The sequence below is a fragment of the Methylobacterium marchantiae genome, from assembly GCF_042679825.1.
GTDB classification, from domain to species: domain Bacteria; phylum Pseudomonadota; class Alphaproteobacteria; order Rhizobiales; family Beijerinckiaceae; genus Methylobacterium; species Methylobacterium marchantiae.
This window is the reverse complement of sequence record NZ_JBHTND010000022.1, coordinates 24764-41355: the sequence shown is the minus strand read 5'-3', so window position 1 is coordinate 41355 and position 16592 is coordinate 24764. Positions and strand designations below refer to the sequence as shown.

The 16592-nt window shown below is 66.9% G+C and carries 18 protein-coding genes; 10 read left to right on the top strand and 8 right to left on the bottom strand.

Features of this window, described 5'->3' with window-relative positions:
* Window positions 1-8 precede the first annotated feature (8 nt).
* Window positions 9-1100 (bottom strand): AI-2E family transporter, encoded by a 1092-nt coding sequence (locus ACFQ4G_RS15800; protein WP_238204814.1) that lies wholly within the window; start codon window positions 1098-1100, stop codon window positions 9-11.
* A gap of 366 nt (window positions 1101-1466) precedes the next feature.
* On the opposite strand from ACFQ4G_RS15800, the gene purM reads away from it, so the two are divergent.
* Both purM and purN read left to right on the top strand, forming a co-directional pair.
* Complete coding sequence (gene purM / locus ACFQ4G_RS15795) at window positions 1467-2549, top strand: phosphoribosylformylglycinamidine cyclo-ligase (RefSeq protein ID WP_238204773.1); 1083 nt, start codon at window positions 1467-1469, stop codon at window positions 2547-2549.
* Entirely contained in the window at window positions 2549-3208 is a 660-nt protein-coding gene (gene purN / locus ACFQ4G_RS15790) for a phosphoribosylglycinamide formyltransferase (RefSeq protein WP_238204772.1), read from the top strand. Before purM ends, purN begins: the two co-directional genes overlap by 1 nt.
* Before the next feature lie 52 nt (window positions 3209-3260).
* Here the strand turns inward: purN and ACFQ4G_RS15785 are convergent, their stop codons facing one another.
* Together ACFQ4G_RS15785 and ndk are read right to left on the bottom strand one after the other, a co-directional pair.
* Window positions 3261-3638 (bottom strand): hypothetical protein, encoded by a 378-nt coding sequence (locus ACFQ4G_RS15785; RefSeq protein WP_238204771.1) that lies wholly within the window; start codon window positions 3636-3638, stop codon window positions 3261-3263.
* 233 nt (window positions 3639-3871) lie between these two features.
* Window positions 3872-4294 (bottom strand): nucleoside-diphosphate kinase, encoded by a 423-nt coding sequence (ndk, locus tag ACFQ4G_RS15780; RefSeq protein WP_018043493.1) that lies wholly within the window; start codon window positions 4292-4294, stop codon window positions 3872-3874.
* A gap of 285 nt (window positions 4295-4579) precedes the next feature.
* On the opposite strand from ndk, the gene ACFQ4G_RS15775 reads away from it, so the two are divergent.
* Window positions 4580-5113 carry a DUF2147 domain-containing protein gene (locus tag ACFQ4G_RS15775; RefSeq protein ID WP_238204769.1) on the top strand — a complete coding sequence of 178 codons (534 nt, stop codon included), beginning with the start codon at window positions 4580-4582 and terminating at the stop codon, window positions 5111-5113.
* Between the two features lie 3 nt (window positions 5114-5116).
* Here the strand turns inward: ACFQ4G_RS15775 and ACFQ4G_RS15770 are convergent, their stop codons facing one another.
* Entirely contained in the window at window positions 5117-5752 is a 636-nt protein-coding gene (locus ACFQ4G_RS15770) for a glutathione S-transferase N-terminal domain-containing protein (RefSeq protein WP_238204767.1), read from the bottom strand.
* A gap of 210 nt (window positions 5753-5962) precedes the next feature.
* On the opposite strand from ACFQ4G_RS15770, the gene ACFQ4G_RS15765 reads away from it, so the two are divergent.
* From ACFQ4G_RS15765 to ACFQ4G_RS15735, 7 genes are all read left to right on the top strand, one after another.
* On the top strand, window positions 5963-6241 hold the full coding sequence (locus tag ACFQ4G_RS15765) for a hypothetical protein (protein ID WP_238204765.1): 279 nt from the start codon (window positions 5963-5965) through the stop codon (window positions 6239-6241).
* Window positions 6242-6407: 166 nt separating this feature from the next.
* A complete protein-coding gene (locus tag ACFQ4G_RS15760) occupies window positions 6408-6824 on the top strand; it encodes a DUF4345 domain-containing protein (protein WP_238204764.1) in 417 nt (138 codons plus the stop codon).
* Window positions 6825-6872: 48 nt separating this feature from the next.
* A complete protein-coding gene (locus ACFQ4G_RS15755) occupies window positions 6873-8906 on the top strand; it encodes an FUSC family protein (protein ID WP_238204762.1) in 2034 nt (677 codons plus the stop codon).
* Between the two features lie 60 nt (window positions 8907-8966).
* Window positions 8967-9161 (top strand): DUF1656 domain-containing protein, encoded by a 195-nt coding sequence (locus tag ACFQ4G_RS15750; RefSeq protein WP_238204757.1) that lies wholly within the window; start codon window positions 8967-8969, stop codon window positions 9159-9161.
* A gap of 55 nt (window positions 9162-9216) precedes the next feature.
* Complete coding sequence (locus ACFQ4G_RS15745) at window positions 9217-10260, top strand: biotin/lipoyl-binding protein (protein ID WP_238204756.1); 1044 nt, start codon at window positions 9217-9219, stop codon at window positions 10258-10260.
* 208 nt (window positions 10261-10468) lie between these two features.
* On the top strand, window positions 10469-11257 hold the full coding sequence (locus tag ACFQ4G_RS15740; protein WP_238204755.1) for an SDR family NAD(P)-dependent oxidoreductase: 789 nt from the start codon (window positions 10469-10471) through the stop codon (window positions 11255-11257).
* Window positions 11258-11422: 165 nt separating this feature from the next.
* Window positions 11423-11950: a DUF3280 domain-containing protein gene (locus ACFQ4G_RS15735; RefSeq protein WP_238204754.1), complete on the top strand. Its 528-nt coding sequence runs from the start codon at window positions 11423-11425 to the stop codon at window positions 11948-11950.
* A gap of 463 nt (window positions 11951-12413) precedes the next feature.
* Here the strand turns inward: ACFQ4G_RS15735 and ACFQ4G_RS15730 are convergent, their stop codons facing one another.
* The 4 genes from ACFQ4G_RS15730 to gatA all read right to left on the bottom strand — a co-directional run bounded on the left by ACFQ4G_RS15730 (window position 12414) and on the right by gatA (window position 16579).
* Entirely contained in the window at window positions 12414-13157 is a 744-nt protein-coding gene (locus ACFQ4G_RS15730) for a helix-turn-helix domain-containing protein (protein WP_238204753.1), read from the bottom strand.
* A 56-nt stretch (window positions 13158-13213) separates the two neighbouring features.
* Window positions 13214-14719 (bottom strand): Asp-tRNA(Asn)/Glu-tRNA(Gln) amidotransferase subunit GatB, encoded by a 1506-nt coding sequence (gene gatB / locus ACFQ4G_RS15725; protein ID WP_238204751.1) that lies wholly within the window; start codon window positions 14717-14719, stop codon window positions 13214-13216.
* A 68-nt stretch (window positions 14720-14787) separates the two neighbouring features.
* Entirely contained in the window at window positions 14788-15087 is a 300-nt protein-coding gene (locus tag ACFQ4G_RS15720; protein WP_238204749.1) for a hypothetical protein, read from the bottom strand.
* 10 nt (window positions 15088-15097) lie between these two features.
* Entirely contained in the window at window positions 15098-16579 is a 1482-nt protein-coding gene (gatA, locus tag ACFQ4G_RS15715; RefSeq protein WP_238204747.1) for an Asp-tRNA(Asn)/Glu-tRNA(Gln) amidotransferase subunit GatA, read from the bottom strand.
* Window positions 16580-16592: the final 13 nt, after the last annotated feature.

Below are 16592 nucleotides of genomic sequence, written 5' to 3'. Positions count from 1 at the left end.
CGGCGTCCTCATCCCTCGCGCTTCTGAATCAGGATCGGCTCTTCGGCATAGTAGAGCGGGCTCTGGAGATAGCGCGAGATCGCGAACCGGACGACGACGCCGATGGAGGCCGCCACCGGGACGGCGAGCAGGAGGCCGAGGAAGCCGAACAGCGAGCCGAAGGCCAGCAGCGCGAACATCAGCCAGACCGGGTGGAGACCGACCGAGTCGCCCACGAGCTTGGGCGAGATGACGTTGCCCTCGAAGAACTGGCCGATCACGAACACGGCGACGGTCAGCCCGATATGGAGCCAGTCCGATGTCGGCCAGAACTGGACCAGGGCGACGCCCACCGACAGCAGGAACCCGACCAGCGTCCCGACATAGGGGATGAAGGTGAGGAAGCCCGCGATCATCCCGATCAGCACGCCGAAATTCAGGCCGACGAAGAACAGGCCGACGGCGTAGAACGTGCCCAGGATGAGGCAGACCAGGGTCTGTCCGCGCACGAAGCCGATGATCGCCCGGTCGATCTCGCCGGCGAGACGACGCACGGTGGTGCGATGGCGCGGCGGGGTCCAGCCGTCGACGGTGGCGACCATCCGGTCCCAATCGACCAGCAGGTAGAAGGCGACGACCGGGGTGACGACGAGCAGCGAGGCGATGGAGACCAGCGCCTGGCTGCCCGACCACAGGGACTTGAGGAAGGCGAGGAACCAGGCCCCACCCTGCCCCACCAGGGTGCCGACGGAGGATTGCAGGTCGTTGAGCACGTCGGCGCCGCCGACCCTGGTCATGAGCGGCCCGACCCGCTCGACGATGATCCCCTGCAGCCGCGAGACCATGCCGGGCAGCGTCGTCACCAGCGCCGAGACCTGGTTGGCGGCCAGCGGCACCACGATCAGCAGCACCACCACGAGGCCGACGACGAACATGGCCAGGATCAGGAGTGAGGCGGACAGCCGGCCGAGCCCCCAGCGCTGCAGCCGGTCCGCCATGGGATCGAGCAGGTAGGCGAGCGCCAGCCCGGCCACGAAGGGCAGCATCACGCCCGAGAGCAGGTAGAGCAACAGGGCGACGATGCCGAGGCCCACCAGTCCGATCACCGCCCTGCCGCGCATCGGCCCGTTCCCCCTCGTCATGTCCGCCGTTGGGGAGAGTGGGAACGGGAGCGGTTACGGTCAAGGCTGCCAGGATGACGTCACTGCCCCGGATTGCCGTCCGATATCACGGTGAGGCGTCACTCCGAGGCGCCACCCGTTGCCGAATTTCCCGATCCCCACTCGCCGAGATTGGCGCGAGCGGCTAGAGCAGCGTGAAGCGTTGGCAGGCCAACGCTTCACGCTGCTTAGCTCCTTGGTGTGCCGCAGGTCACCGACGCAAAACCGGTGACCACTTTTGCGAAACCTGCTTAGAGGAGCGACAACGACTCTGGCCGACATCCTGATGCCGGTCGTGCGAGATGCGGATTGCGAGACGGGGCGCCGATGACGGCCGAGAACACGAACGGCGAAAGCCAGGGCGGGATGACCTATGCGGATGCGGGCGTCGACATCGACGCGGGCAACGCCATGGTCGAGACGATCAAGCCGCTGGTGCGCTCCACCCGCAGGCCGGGGGCGGATGCCGAGATCGGCGGGTTCGGCGGGTTGTTCGACCTGAAGGCGGCCGGCTTCTCCGACCCGATCCTGGTGGCGGCCAATGACGGCGTCGGCACCAAGGTCAAGATCGCCATCGAGACCGGACGCCACGACACGATCGGCGTCGACCTCGTGGCGATGTGCGTGAACGACATCATCGTCCAGGGCGCCGAGCCGCTGTTCTTCCTCGACTATTACGCCACCGGCAAGCTGGTCCCCGGCGTCGGCACCGACATCGTGCGCGGCATCGCGGCGGGCTGCCGCATCGCGGGCTGCGCGCTGATCGGCGGCGAGACCGCCGAGATGCCCGGCCTCTATGACGGGGCGGATTACGATCTCGCCGGGTTCAGCGTCGGCGCCGCCGAGCGTGGCAAGCTGCTGCCGCGCCCCGGCATCACGCCCGGCGACGTGGTTCTCGGCCTGCCCTCCTCCGGGGTCCATTCCAACGGTTTCTCGCTGGTGCGGCGGATCGTGGAAGCGACCGGCCTCTCCTACGAAGATCCCGCCCCGTTCGAGCCGTCGCGCTCGCTCGGCGACGCCCTCCTCGAGCCGACCCGGATCTACGTGAAGCCGCTCCTCGCCGCGCTGAAGTCCACCGACGGGATCAAGGCGCTCGCCCACATCACCGGCGGCGGCTTTCCCGACAACCTCCCCCGCGTGTTGCCCGACGGCGTCGGCATCATGATCGATCTCGACACCATCGTGCCGCCGCCGGTCTTCGGCTGGCTCGCCCGCGAGGGCAACGTCGCCGAGCACGAGATGCTGCGCACCTTCAATTGCGGCATCGGCATGGTGGCGGTGGTCTCGCCCGAGAGCGTCGGAGCGGTGACCCGCGCCCTCGACACCGCCGGTGCCTCGCCGATCCGCCTCGGACTCATCACCGAGCGCGGACCCGAACCGGTGACGTTCCAGGGCAAGCTCGCCCTGTGATGCCGCGCGCCAAGACGCGGGTCGCGATCCTGATCTCGGGGCGCGGCTCGAACATGGTCTCGCTGATCGAGGCCGCGACGGCGCCGGATTATCCCGCCGAGATCGTCCTCGTGGCCTCCAACCGGCCCGAGGCCGGCGGCCTCGCCCATGCCGAGGGCGCCGGCATCGCGACCAGGGCCCTCGATCACCGCGCCTATCCCGACCGGGCGAGCTTCGATGCCGCCCTGAACGCGGAACTCGAAGCCGCCGGGATCGAGCTCGTGGTGCTCGCCGGCTTCATGCGGATCTTCTCCGCCGGCTTCGTCGAGGCCTGGGCGGGGCGGATGATCAACATCCATCCCTCGCTGCTGCCGCTGTTCCGCGGCGTCCATACCCACGAGCAGGCCCTGGCGGCCGGCGTGCGGCTGCATGGCTGCACGGTGCATTACGTGGTGCCGGAGCTCGATGCCGGGCCGATCGTGGCCCAGGCCGCCGTCCCGGTCCTGCCGGGCGACGATGCCGACAGCCTCGCTGCCCGCATCCTCGTCCAGGAGCATCGGCTCTATCCGCGCGCCCTGGCGCTGATCGCAGGCGGACGGGCGAGACTCGAGGACGGGCGCGTGATCTTCGCCGAGGATGTCGCGGCGGCCGAAGGAGCCTTGCTCAGCCTCTCCGAGTGACGCCCGGTTCGACCTGCCGACCTCACAGAACCGAGGTCGGCAGAGCCGTTGACTAGGCCGGGCGCGGCAGCTTGCAGCTGTCGAGGGCCGAGAGTGCCTTGGCGCGGGCCGAATCGTTGAAATAGCCGGTGGAGCGGTAGGATTCGAGCTCGACCGGGTCGAGGCTCGCCAGCGTCTGCTTGGCGTAGCAGCCGCACGGACGGGCGAGGGAGGCCTCGGGAACGCTCTGCAGGCGCGACTGCGTCACGGTGCAGGCGTGGCGCACACGGCCGGTCAGGTTGCTGGCGGAGGCGGTCTTGAGGGCCGGGTCGGGCGTGTAGCCTTCGAGCGACGCCGTGGGACCGCCCTTGTTCGCGTTGCAGGCGGCGAGGAGGGCGACGAGGCCGGCGGCGAGCAGAATCCGGCCGGTGCGCGGAGCGATGGAGCGCATGGAATTCGGGGTCCGTAAAAGGGATTCGATGAGGGAATCCCTTTCACGCCGCGCACGACTCGCACGCAAGGGCGTTCGCGCCACACCGAGCATCGTTCCGCCAAACGCATCCCGGTTCAGGGTATGGGATGCGATCGAACAACGCGCCCGGGTCGGTCTCCATGCGCGAGACCGCGATGAGCCCGCCCGGGCGCGAAGGTTTTTCCGGGTCAGCCGACGATGTCGGAAACCCTTCAGCCGACGATGTCGGAATCCTGGAAGAACTGCGCGATCTCGATCTTGGCGTTCTCGGCGCTGTCCGAGCCGTGGACGGTGTTCTCGCCGACCGATTCGGAGAAGGTCTTGCGGATGGTGCCCTCGTCGGCATTGGCCGGGTTGGTGGCGCCCATCACGGTGCGGTAGGCGGCGACGGCGTTCTCGCCCTCGAGCACCTGCACGACGACGGGGCCGGAGGTCATGAAGGAGACGAGCTCGCCGAAGAACGGGCGCTCCTTGTGGATCTCGTAGAATTTCTCGGCCTGGGCCTGGGTCATCTGGATGCGACGCTGGCCGACGATGCGCAGGCCCGCCTTCTCGATCACGGCATTCACCGCGCCGGTGAGGTTCCGCTTGGTCGCGTCGGGCTTCAGGATGGAGAAAGTGCGCTCGGTGGCCATGATCAGTCCGGTTATGTTCGCTCAGCCGAAAACGGCTTCGGCGGCCGGCTTATAGCGGCCGCATCCCCTCCCCTCAACCCGATGGCGGAGATGCCGCCCATCCACAGCGGAAACGGCTTGGCCATGGCGCCGGCGCAACACTGCCGGAAAATCGCCCAATTGCGGGGGTCTTCTGGCTCCAGACTTTCTCGACCCCACACCCGCTCGACCTCACGGCTCACGACCCTTTGCGACGCTCCCGCCGACGCGCCGCAGCCCTTCACAGGCCACAGGAGACCCAAAGCCATGCGCGTTGCCCTGACCTCCGCCTTCCTGCTCTCCGGACTCGTCGCCGCTGCCGCGGCCCCGTCCAAGGACCCGTCCGGCACCTGGCTAACCAAGGACGGCCGCGCCAAGATCCGCATCGACCATTGCGGCGCGAACATCTGCGGCAAGGTCGTGTGGCTCAAGACGCCGACCACCGAGACCGGCGCCCCGCGCACGGACGCCAAGAACCCGGACCCGAAGAAGCGCTCGCGCCCCGTCATCGGCCTGCAGCTCATCGAGGGCCTCGCCCCCGACGAGGAAAAGTTCTCGGGCGACATCTACAATATCGACGAGGGCAAGATCTATCAGGTGAGCCTCGAGCGCGAATCCGGCTCGGAGCTCAGCGTGTCGGGATGCCTGCTCAAGGTCCTGTGCGGCTCCGAGACCTGGACCCGCGTGCCAGACGTGAACCAGCAGGCTGCCATCGCGCCGACCCCGGAGGCGGCGGCCCCCAAAGCGGCTCCGAAGCCCGTGGCCAAGCCGGCCGCTCCCCAGGTTGACGCCAAGAAGTAGCGTTCAGATCGCGGCGAGGCCCCGCTTGACGGCCGGCCTCGCCAGGATTCCCACGAGCCAGCGCCGGACGTTCGGAAGCTCCGACAGGTCGACGCCCTGCTTGTCGTGGTGCTTGGCCCAGGTGAAGATCGCGATGTCGGCGATGGAATACGCGCCGGCCACGAACTCCCTGTCGGCGAGGCGCCGGTCGAGGACGCCGTAGAGCCGGTGCGATTCGGTGGTGAAGCGTTCGATCGCGTAAGGGATCTTCTCCTGCGCGTAGATCCGGAAATGGTGGGTCTGGCCGAGCATCGGTCCGAACCCTCCCACCTGCCAGAACAGCCACTCGTCCACCGCCACGCGGGCGCGCTCGTCGGCGGGGTAGAGGCACCCGGTCTTGCGCCCGAGATATTGCAGGATCGCCCCCGATTCGAAGACCGCGATCGGCTCGCCGTCGGGTCCGTCCGGATCGACGATGGCGGGAATCTTGTTGTTGGGCGAGATCGCCAGGAAGTCCGGCGCCATCTGGTCGCCCTTGCCGATGTTCACCGGCACCACCCGGTAGGGCAGCCCGCATTCCTCCAGCATGATCGGAATCTTCCAGCCGTTGGGCGTGCCCCAGGTATGGACGTCGATGGGCTTCTCGGTGGCGGCGGCCATGGGAAACGTTCCGCTCCTGTCAGGGTCGCATCATATCGCCGGATCAAACCGGACGGCGGGCGGATGGTTGCAGGATCCACGCCGACATCGAACGGTGGACGGTGTGCGGCGGCACGGCGAAGGGACTTGCCCTCCACCCGACTTCTAGCTGTGATGGCGGCGGATCGGCGCCATCCCGTGAGCGCAGTCCGACGACCTGGGGTTGCAGAGATGCGGTTTCGTTTCCTTCTCGCCGTGGCGATCACGGCACCGATCGCCTTGAGTTTCGTGAACCCGGCTTTCGCCAAGGACCCGGCGGCGGCCTCGTCCACGGCCCCCGCCGCCGCCGCGAAGGAGCCGACGGTGAGCCAGAGCGCCGCCCGCGAGCGGCAGAAGAAGTGCGGCGCCGAATGGCGCGCGCTCTCGGTCGCCGACAAGGCGGCGCAGGGACCGAAATGGCCGCAATATTTCAGCAAATGCGTCAAGCGCTTGAAGGAGATCAAGGCCTGATCTAAGCAGGCTTCGCAGAAGTGGCCCCGGTTCTGCGACAAAAACCTGCGACACATCAATAAGCTAAGCAGGGTGAAGCGTTGGCTTGCCAACGCGAGCCTGCTTAGTTCGGCTGGCGAGGGGCTCGGGCGAGAGCCCCGCCGGCCTGGAGCGGAGAAGCGGACGGATGCGGGAGCGCGAGGCGCTGCAGCGCGTGGTGGCGGTGGCCGCGATCGTCCCGGTCGCGTCGGGGCTCTTCGGCATCCTGTTCGGGCTCGGAGGTGTCGGCGGCAACAGCCTCTCCGAAATCTCGGCCGACAGCCATTTCCGCTACCTGTCCGGCCTTCTGATGGGCATCGGCATCCTGTTCTGGAGCTGCGTCCCGGGAATCGAGACCAAGTCGCGGCTGTTCCGCTTCCTCACCCTCGTCGTCGTGCTCGGCGGCCTGGCGCGGCTCCTCGGCCTCTATCTCACGGGCCTGCCCTCGGCGGTGATGCTCTGCGCCCTGGCGATGGAGCTCGTGGTGACGCCCCTCCTCTGCCTCTGGCAGATGCGGGTCGCCGGCAGGGCCGTGGATGCGGCGGCGGGCGCGCATTCCCTGTGAGCGGGGAATTGCCTGTGAGCGGGGATTGCCTGTGACTGGGGTTTCCCCGTGAGCGGCGCTTCCGCCGGAACACGCCCCTCCCCCCTCGACCGCGCGCTCTCCTTCGCGGAGCGCATCGTCCCGGCGCCCTCCGCCTGGGCCTTCGCCCTGCGGATCTGGCTCGCCATGGTGCTGGCGCTCTACGCCGCCTTCTGGCTCCAGCTCTCCGGTGCCTCGTCGGCGGCCGTCTGCGTGGCGATCCTGGCCCAGCCCAAGCGCGGCCAGGCCCTGTCCAAGGCGCTGTACCGGTTCCTCGGCACCCTGGCGGGCGCGGCGGTGTCGATCCTGCTGATCGCCCTGTTCGGGCAGGACAGGGGACTCCTCCTCGTCTCCGTGGCGACCTGGCTCGCCCTCTGCGTCTTCGTCGCCCACTTCCTGCAGGATACCCGGGCCTACGGGGCGATGCTGTCGGGCTATACCGTCGCGATCGTCGCCGTCGCCCATATCGATGCGCCGCAGGAGGTCTTCGACGCCGCGATCGACCGTGTCGCCGCGATCACCATTGGCATCGTCGCCATCACCTTCATCAACGATGCGCTGGCCTCACCGAGCACGTGGCGCACCCTGCGCAAACCCCTTTCGGAAGCCCTCAAAGCCACGAAGGCCTTCGCCCGCGAGACGTTGTCGCGAAAAGATCCCGGATCGGAGCGGGCCGCCGCCCTGATCCGGCAGATCGCGGTGATGCGCGCCGATGCCGGCGCCATCGGCGGCGAGCTCGACGACGGCGCGCGGCGGGCCGCGGGCGCGCGCAGCACGATCGCGGCGCTCTACGCCATGGCGGCGGCGAGCCGCGCCTTCACCGCCGCCGGCGGGATGCTGGATCGTCCGAGCGAGGCCGTCTCCGAGGTCCGCAGGATCTGCCTCGGCCTGACCGACGAGGCGGGGACCGGTGCCGACGAGGCCGCGCACCGCCTCGGCACGGTGGTCGACGCGGCGATCCGGCATGGAACGACCGACCCGGTGGAAGTCCTGGCGCTCCAGCGCGGCCTCGACTTCGCGCGCGCGGCGGCCTTCGCCGAGGATGGCCTGAACGCCCTGTCCACGGGGTGCCGGCCGAGGCGCGACGTCGCCCTGCCGACGCATCGCGATTTTCCGGTGGCCCTTCGCGGGGCGGCCCGCGTGGGGATCGCCTTCGCCGCCACCGCCCTGTTCCTCATCGCCGCCGGCTGGCCGGCCACCTCCTTCGCCCTGGTGCAGGTGGCGGCGACCTGCGCGCTCTCGGCCATCGCGCCGGATCCGAAGGCCTTCGCCCGCGGCGTGCTGATCGGCATGCCCGTGGCGGCCCTCTGCGCGGGTTTCGTGCTCTTCGGCGTGCTGGCGGGCGAGCAGGGCTTCCCGCTGCTCGCCATCGCCATCGCGCCCGTGATCTTCGTCGCCTGCTTCCTCAGCCTGAATCCGCCGACCTTCGGGGTCGGCTTCATTCTCCTCGTCTTCTTCATGGTCCTCCTGTCCCCGTCGAACCCGCAGACCTACGACGCGCAGACCTTCCTCGCGAACGCGTTCCTGGTGACCATGGCGGCGGGCATCCTGTTCGTCGCGGTGCGGATCGTGCTGCCGATCTCGAACGCGCAACGCCGGGCCTTCGCCCTCGATTCGGCCAGGGCCTCGGTGCTGGACGCGCTCGCCGGCGATGGCGGCGACGCCACCACCCGCACCAGCCTCAACAGCGACAGGCTGCTGCAATTCTCGCAATGGAGTTCGGGCAGCGGCGCGGTCCGCGCGGCGAGCCTCGACCGCGCCTTCGACCTGTCCCGCCTCGAATCCGCGGCCGCCCGCGCCCATGCCCAGCTCTGCCGCCTCCCCGAGACGCCGGACCTGCGCGCGGCCGCGAGGCAGGCCCGGGAAGGGCTGGAAGCCGCGGATGCGACCGCGATCGCCGAGGCCGCGCGCCTGTTCCTCCGACACGGGCCGGAGGCGGACAGGCGGACACGCCTCGACATCGCCCGCCTCGTCAGCGACCTCGTGACGGCGAGCCGCGTCCTGGAGGATCAGGGCCGCGTCCTGCGCCGCCTCGGCGTCCTGCAACCGGTGCGATCCCCGTGAGGTTCTCAGCAGCGTGCGGACCTCTCCTCCGCCCCACCGCCCGCCCGATGGAGGCGTCCCATGCGTCACGACATCGATCTCGGCGGCGTCCTGATCTCGCCCTTCGTCGCCTATGTGGTGGCGGCCCTGGCGATCATGGTGCTCCTGCGCCTCGGTTTCAGCCGCATCCGCTTCAGCCGCTACGTCGCCAACCCGCCGTTGGCCGAGGCGGGGATCTTCGTCTGCATCCTCGCGCTCCTCATCGTCTTCCTCTGAGCCCTCGCCGCCTTCCCCCGAGCGGAGCCTCCCGCTGACATGGTCTCCCACTGACATGGCCGACGACACAGCCGACGACGACCTCTCGGACGCCGCTCCCTCGAAGGAGCGCTCGCCGGCCCGCGCCGGGCGCCGGATTCGGCGCGGGTTGAGGCTGCTGGCGACGTTAGCGATCCTGGCCTGCGCCTGCGTGGCCGCCGCCCTGGTCTGGCAATTCTACGTCACCGCGCCGTGGACGCGCGACGGACGCGTCCGGGTACAGGTGGCGAGCGTGGCGCCCCAGGTCTCCGGCCAGATCGTCGAGCTGCGCGTCACCGACAACCAGAACGTCGCCCGGGGCGACGTGCTCTACGTGATCGACCCCGTCGATTTCGACATCGCCATCGCCACCGCGCAGGCGGAACTGGAGAACCGCGAGGCCGACCTCCAGGTGAAGCGCACTCAGGCGGCCCGTCGCGAGGCGCTGACCACCCTCTCCACCTCGGTGGAGGAGAAGCAGCAATATGCGGGCACCGCCAAGATCGCGGAGGCGGCGCTGGCCTCCGCCAGGGCTCAGCTGCACCAGGCCCGGGTCAATCGCGGCCGCACCGAGGTGCGTTCGCCGGTGAACGGCCGCGTCACCAACCTCCTCCTGCGCGCCGGCGACTACGCCACCGCCGGCACCGTGAACGTCGCGGTGATCGACACCGATTCGTTCTGGATCGACGGCTATTTCGAGGAGACGAAGATGGCCCACATCCATGTGGGCGACGCGGCGAAGGCCGAGCTCCTCGGCTATGCGCCCCTGATCGACGGCAGGGTGGAGAGCATCACCCTGGGCATCAGCAACGCCAACGCGTCGCCGAGCACGCAGGGCCTGCCCAATGTCGACCCGGTCTATACCTGGGTGCGCCTCGCCCAGCGCATTCCCGTGCGCATCCGCATCGACCGGGTCCCCGACGGCGTCACGCTGGTGGCCGGCATGAACGCCACCGTCTCGGTCGGCGAGGCGGGAGCCCATGGCGGCGCGTTCTGGAAGAGCCTGCGCGACCGCCTCACGGGGACGGCCACCCCCGCCTCGACCGAGAAAGACCGCCGGGTTTCCGATCCGGCCCCCTGATCGTCGCATGGCCGCGGGCTTCGACGAACCCGAGTCGGACACCAAGTCTCAATGAGCCCGGCGGACGACCGCAGCCGCGCGGTCGCGCGGGCAAGCCTGCATGTGCGGAACCTCACGCCCGGCCGAGCCTTCCGGCTTGACGCTTATCATGATCGTCGTCATGTTTATTTTACATGATGATGATCATGAATTTGAGGAAGCCTCCCCCATGTCCACCAAGCCCACCGTTCTCGTCACCGGCGCCTCCTCCGGCATCGGCGCCGTCTATGCCGACCGCTTCGCCCGCCGCGGTCATGACCTCGTCCTCGTCGCGCGCGACGTGAAGAGGTTGGATTCCCTCGCCGAGCGCCTCCGCCGCGAGGCGGGAATCGCCGTGGACGTCGTCCAGGCCGATCTGACGCAGGCCGACGACCTCGCCCGCATCGAGACCCGCCTGCGCGAGGATGCCCGGATCGGCATTCTCGTCAACAATGCCGGCGCCGCCCTCCTCGGACGCTTCACCGACCAGACGCCGGAGCGCATGGCCGACCTCATCGGCCTCAACGTCACCGCCCTGACCCGGCTCGCAGGCGCCGTGGCGCCGCGCCTCGCCGCTTCCGGCGAAGGCGCCATCGTCAATATCGGTTCGGTGGTCGGTCTCGCGCCGGAATTCGGCATGAGCGTCTACGGAGCGACCAAGGCCTTCGTCCTGTATCTGAGCCAGGGCCTCCATCTCGAACTCGCTCCCAGCGGCGTCTACGTCCAGGCGGTCCTGCCGGCGGCGACCCGCACCGAGATCTGGGAGCGCTCGGGTGCCGACGTGAACACGATGTCGGGCGTGATGGACACCGACGAGCTGGTGGACGCCGCCCTCGTCGGCTTCGACCGGCGCGAGACCGTCACCATCCCCCCACTCCCCGATGCGGGCCAATGGGACAGTTTCGATGCGGCGAGAGCGGCCATGCTTCCCAATTTCGCGCAGGACCATGCGGCCGAGCGCTACCGCACCGTGGCTTGAGAATTCGGCTCGGCTCATGCCTCTCACCACCCGGGTATGAGCCGATCCCGTGCTGGGGCGTTGTTTCCGTGGTGCTCGGCCGAAACCGGCACCAGGGGCGCGGCCGCCAAGACGCCATCGCGACACGTCGCGTCCCTCCCGGAGAACAAGACCCTGGAGGAACAGATGACGCCCCCCACGAGACTCCCTTTCGCCCATCTCCCGCGTGCCGCTGCCCTCGCCCTCGCTCTCGCGATCGGCCTGGCAGGTCCGGCCCTCGCGGGGCCGGAGAAAGCCGCCGTGTTCGATTTCCAGTTCGCCAAGGGTGCGCCGACCCCGCCGACGGACGAGGAGCGGGCTCGCCTGACCCGGATCAGCGGCCAGTTGCGTGATCTGCTCGAGGCGAGCGGGCGCTACACCATCGTCTCCACCGACCCGGTCCGCCAGAAGGTCGAGAAGGGGGCGGACCTGCGCGCCTGCAACGGCTGTGCGGAGGAATATGCCCGGACCCTCGGCGCCGAGGCCGCGATCACCGGCGAGGTGCAGAAGGTGTCGAACCTCATCCTCAACATCAACGTCTACGTGAAGGACCTGAAGGCCGGCACGCCGGAGAAGGCCTACAGCGTCGACCTGCGCGGCAACACGGACGAGTCGTTCGACCGGGGCATCAAGTACCTCGTGAAGAACCAGATGCTGGACGGCACGGCTCATTGAGCCGCCGGCCCTGACACTGCCCTCTCACCGTCGCGACGCCCGGAGCTCGGGTCGCATCCCGGTCAACCGTCTGACGGGCAACAGGTTTCCGGAATGCCGCGATGGGAATGAATACAGCTTTCCGAAAGACGAAATAAGGACTTGACGCCTGCCCCGTCTGGTTCCACCTTGATGGGGTGCTTCGATGCAAAGCACATCTCAAGCAACGAGGAGGCGCTGATCGGTTGTCGATCGCGGCCAACTTAGCGGCAGGAGACGGGAATGACTCCACCCCAGCAGCACGCTGCGACGATCGCCCGGGACTAATTCGGTCCGGACGCTGAGCAGCACAGACACGAATTACGGGACGGAAGCGGTCTCCGGGGCGCAGAAGCGGCCGATACGGCACGACTTCGAATGCGCAGAATGCCCCACCTCGACCGCTTCCGCCGCCCGCTGTCTCGGACGAAACTGAGTCTAAGGATTACTTTTCTTCCATATTTCTATCGACATAAGATTTGTTAATAACAGCGTTTGTTTTAAGAAATTTAATCATTATTTCTTCGATTTGATTCCTTAGCTCGTCTTGAGTGATTTTAATGTATGATGCGGCTACAACTATAGGCTTTTTGTACCAGAATGCGTTTGAGTGTTGAATAAGACGCTTTCTGACATTTTTAGATCTTCCGACATAAATCGGCCGATCACTAATATCATAAAGAACATATACCCCAGGCTCTGACGGTATCAGATCAAACGCATGTGGATCGAAATCCTGCAGTGAGCCTAAGCCCTCTACAGATTGCGACGCCTCATCTTCCTTAGTTGTATTTTCTGGCGCTTCAACACCTAGAACTGACTCTATCTTTTCCTTTGTGGAATAGCTTGGGTTAAGCGTTTTGCCATTTTCGATATTATATATTGACTGCGGAGATATGCCAACTTTCTGCGATAGTTGGCTCGCACTAAGGCCAGATTTTTCTCGCTCTGATTTTAGCCATTGGCCAAACTTGCTGACGCCACCTGATATTAAGTACTCGATCGCTTCTTCAATTGATGACTGCGTATCAGCGCTTGGATTTTGTGTCCGACCAACCTCAATGTATCTAATTGTGGCGCTGGAAACGCCAGCTTGTTCTGCTACTGCCTGAGCAGTTAGCTCATTATCTTCTCGAATTTTTTTCAGCCATTTTCCAAATCTGCTGATTTTTGCCGAAGAATTCGCCATAGAGATGCATCCAGGAATTTTTTCTTTCCAGTACATCTTAAGCGAGAAAAGCGAATTTATTCAATCCCTAGCTTGGCCTTCAGCAGCGCGTTCACCGCCGCCGGATTGGCCTTGCCGCCGGTGGCCTTCATGGTCTGGCCCACGAACCAGCCGAGCAGGGTCGGCTTCTCCTTGGCCTGTTGAACCTTGTCGGGGTTCTTGGCGATGATCTCGTCCACCGCCGCCTCGATGGCATCGGTGTCATTTACTTGGTTCATACTGCGCGATTTGACAATCTCGCGCGGGTCCCCACCCTCGGACCAGACTATATCAAATAGTTCCTTGGCGATCTTGCCCGAGATCACGTTCTCGCCGAGCAGATCTAAAATTGCACCTAGTTGCTCAGGCTCGACTGGGGCCTGCGATAAATCTAGCCCGTCTTTGTTCAAACGCCCAAAGAACTCATTGATAACCCAGTTAGCTGCAATTTTTGCATCACGTTTTGGCGCTACCGTTGTTAACTTGCCATCAGGGCCTTTCAGCACTCGTTCGTAGAAATCAGAAAATGCGCGGTCTGCAATCATAACATTGGCAGAATAAGAATCGAGACCGTACTCACTCATCAGTCGCGCCTTCTTGGCGTCCGGCAGTTCCGGCAGGCCCTCGGCCAGGGCATCGACATAGGCCTGGTCGAATTCCAGCGGCAGCAGGTCCGGGTCGGGGAAGTAGCGGTAATCGTGCGCCTCTTCCTTCGAGCGCATGGAGCGGGTCTCAGCCCGGGCCGGATCGAACAGGCGGGTCTCCTGGGAGATCGTGCCGCCATCCTCGATGATCGCGATCTGGCGCCGCGCCTCGACCTCGATGGCCTGGCCGATGAAGCGGATCGAGTTGACGTTCTTGATTTCGCAGCGGGTGCCGAGCGGATCGCCGGGTTTCCGCACCGAGACGTTGACGTCGGCGCGGAGCGAGCCCTTCTCCATGTCGCCGTCACAGGTGCCGAGATAGCGCAGGATGGTGCGCAGCTTGGTCACGTAAGCGCGCGCCTCCTCGGACGAGCGCAGGTCCGGCCGCGAGACGATCTCCATCAGGGCGACGCCCGAGCGGTTGAGATCGACGAAGCTCTGGGTCGGGTTCTGGTCGTGCAGGGACTTGCCGGCATCCTGCTCCAGGTGCAGGCGCTCGATGCCGACGGTGATCGACTCGCCGTCCGCGAGGTCGACCAGCACCTCGCCCTCGCCGACGATGGGGTCCTTGAACTGGCTGATCTGATAGCCCTGCGGCAGGTCCGGATAGAAGTAGTTCTTCCGGTCGAACACCGAGCGGTGGTTGATCCGCGCCTTCAGGCCGAGGCCGGTGCGCACGGCCTGGGCCACGCATTCCTCGTTGATCACGGGGAGCATGCCGGGCATCGCCGCGTCCACCAGGGAGACGTGGTCGTTCGGCTCGGCGCCGAATTCGGTGGAGGCGCCGGAGAACAGCTTCGAGCGGCTCGTGACCTGTGCATGGATCTCCATGCCGATCACGACCTCCCAGTCGTGCAGGCCGCCCTTGATGAGCTTCTTGGGGTTCACGGGTGCGGTCATGATGGCCCGGGTTCAGCGTTGCGCGGCGCGAAAGGCGCGCCAGAGGGTGGAAGTGCGGGCCGGCGCGGTCAAGCGCGCAGTCGGTAGAGGCGGTGCGCGAGGAAGCCCAGGGTGCCCCACAGGAAGCCCGCCATCCAGCGGATGGGAAAGAAGGTCGGCCCGTCATGGCTGATCGGCGCCGGCCAGGGGATGCCGACGGCTGTGACGGCCCAGGACACCAGCACCGAGATGGCGAAGGCCATCAGCGACACGAGGATGACCTTCACGAACTGGTCCGACTTCCAGCCCATGACCAGCGCGATGGCGATCAGAACGGGATCGAACGCGGCCCAGATCCAGACGTCGAAGGGATAGACCGGGACGGTCATGACCGCGCCTTCATGCCCACCACGCGGCGGGCAGCTTGGTCCGTCCGGCCGCCGTCTCGATCACCTGGGCGGCGGCGAAAAGCGTCTCCTCGTCGAACGGGCGGCCGATGAGCTGGAGGCCCAGCGGCAACCCCTGTGCGTCCAGCCCGGCCGGCACCGAGATGCCGGGCAGGCCCGCCATGTTCACCGTGATGGTGAAGACGTCCTGCAGGTACATCTCGACGGGGTCGCCCGAGCCCTTCTCGCCGATGCCGAAGGCGGCCGATGGGGTGGCGGGGGTGAGGATGGCGTCGATGCCGGAGGCGTAGGCCTCTTCGAAGTCGCGCTTGATCAAGGTGCGGATCTTCTGGGCGCGGACGTAATAGGCGTCGTAATAGCCGGCCGAGAGCACGTAGGTGCCGATCATGATGCGGCGCTTGACCTCGCGGCCGAAGCCGGCGGCGCGGGTGTTCTCGTACATCCCGGCAATGTCCTTGCCGGGCACGCGCAGGCCGTAGCGCACGCCGTCGTAGCGGGCGAGGTTCGAGGAGGCCTCGGCCGGGGCCACGATGTAATAGGCCGGCAGCGCGTAGCGCGTATGCGGCAGCGAGATCTCGCGGATCGTGGCGCCCGCATCCTTCAGCATCGCGGCGCCCTTGTCCCAGAGTGCCTGGATCTCGGCGGACATGCCCTCGACCCGGTATTCCTTGGGGATGCCGATGGTCAGGCCCTTCACGCCGCGCGCCACCGCCGCCTCGAAATCGGGCACGGGGAGATCGGCGCAGGTGGTGTCGCGGGAATCGGCCCCCGCCATCGAGCCGAGCAGGATGGCGCAGTCGCGCACCGTGCGGGCGATGGGCCCGGCCTGGTCGAGGGACGAGGCATAGGCCACCGTGCCCCAGCGCGAGCAGCGCCCGTAGGTCGGCTTGATCCCCACCGTGCCGGTGAAGGCGGCGGGCTGGCGGATCGAGCCGCCGGTATCGGTGGCGGTGGCGCCGAGGCACAGATGCGCGGCCACCGCCGCCGCAGAACCGCCGGAGGAGCCGCCGGGCACGAGCTTGGTATCCGAGCCGGCCCTGCGCCAGGGCGAGACCACGTCGCCATAGGCCGAGGTCTCGTTGGACGAGCCCATGGCGAACTCGTCGAGGTTGAGCTTGCCCAGCATCACCGCGCCGTCGCGCCACAGATTGTGGGTCACGGCCGACTCGTAATGCGGCTGGAACCCTTCGAGGATCTTGGAGCCGGCGGTGGTGGCCACACCGTGGGTGCAGAACAGGTCCTTGACCCCGAGCGGCAGGCCTTCGAGGGGGCGGGCCTCGCCGGAGGCGATCTTGGCATCGGCCACCCCCGCCATCTGCAGAGCGCGCTCGGGCGTCTCCAGCAGGTAGGCGTTGAGGCCGCGCGCCGCTTCGATCGCCGAGAGATGCGCCTTGACGAGCTCGGTGGCCGAGAAATCCCCGGCCTTCAGCCCGTCGCGGGCCTCGGCGAGGGTGAGTTCGTTGAGATGGGTCATGTCGCCTGTCCTC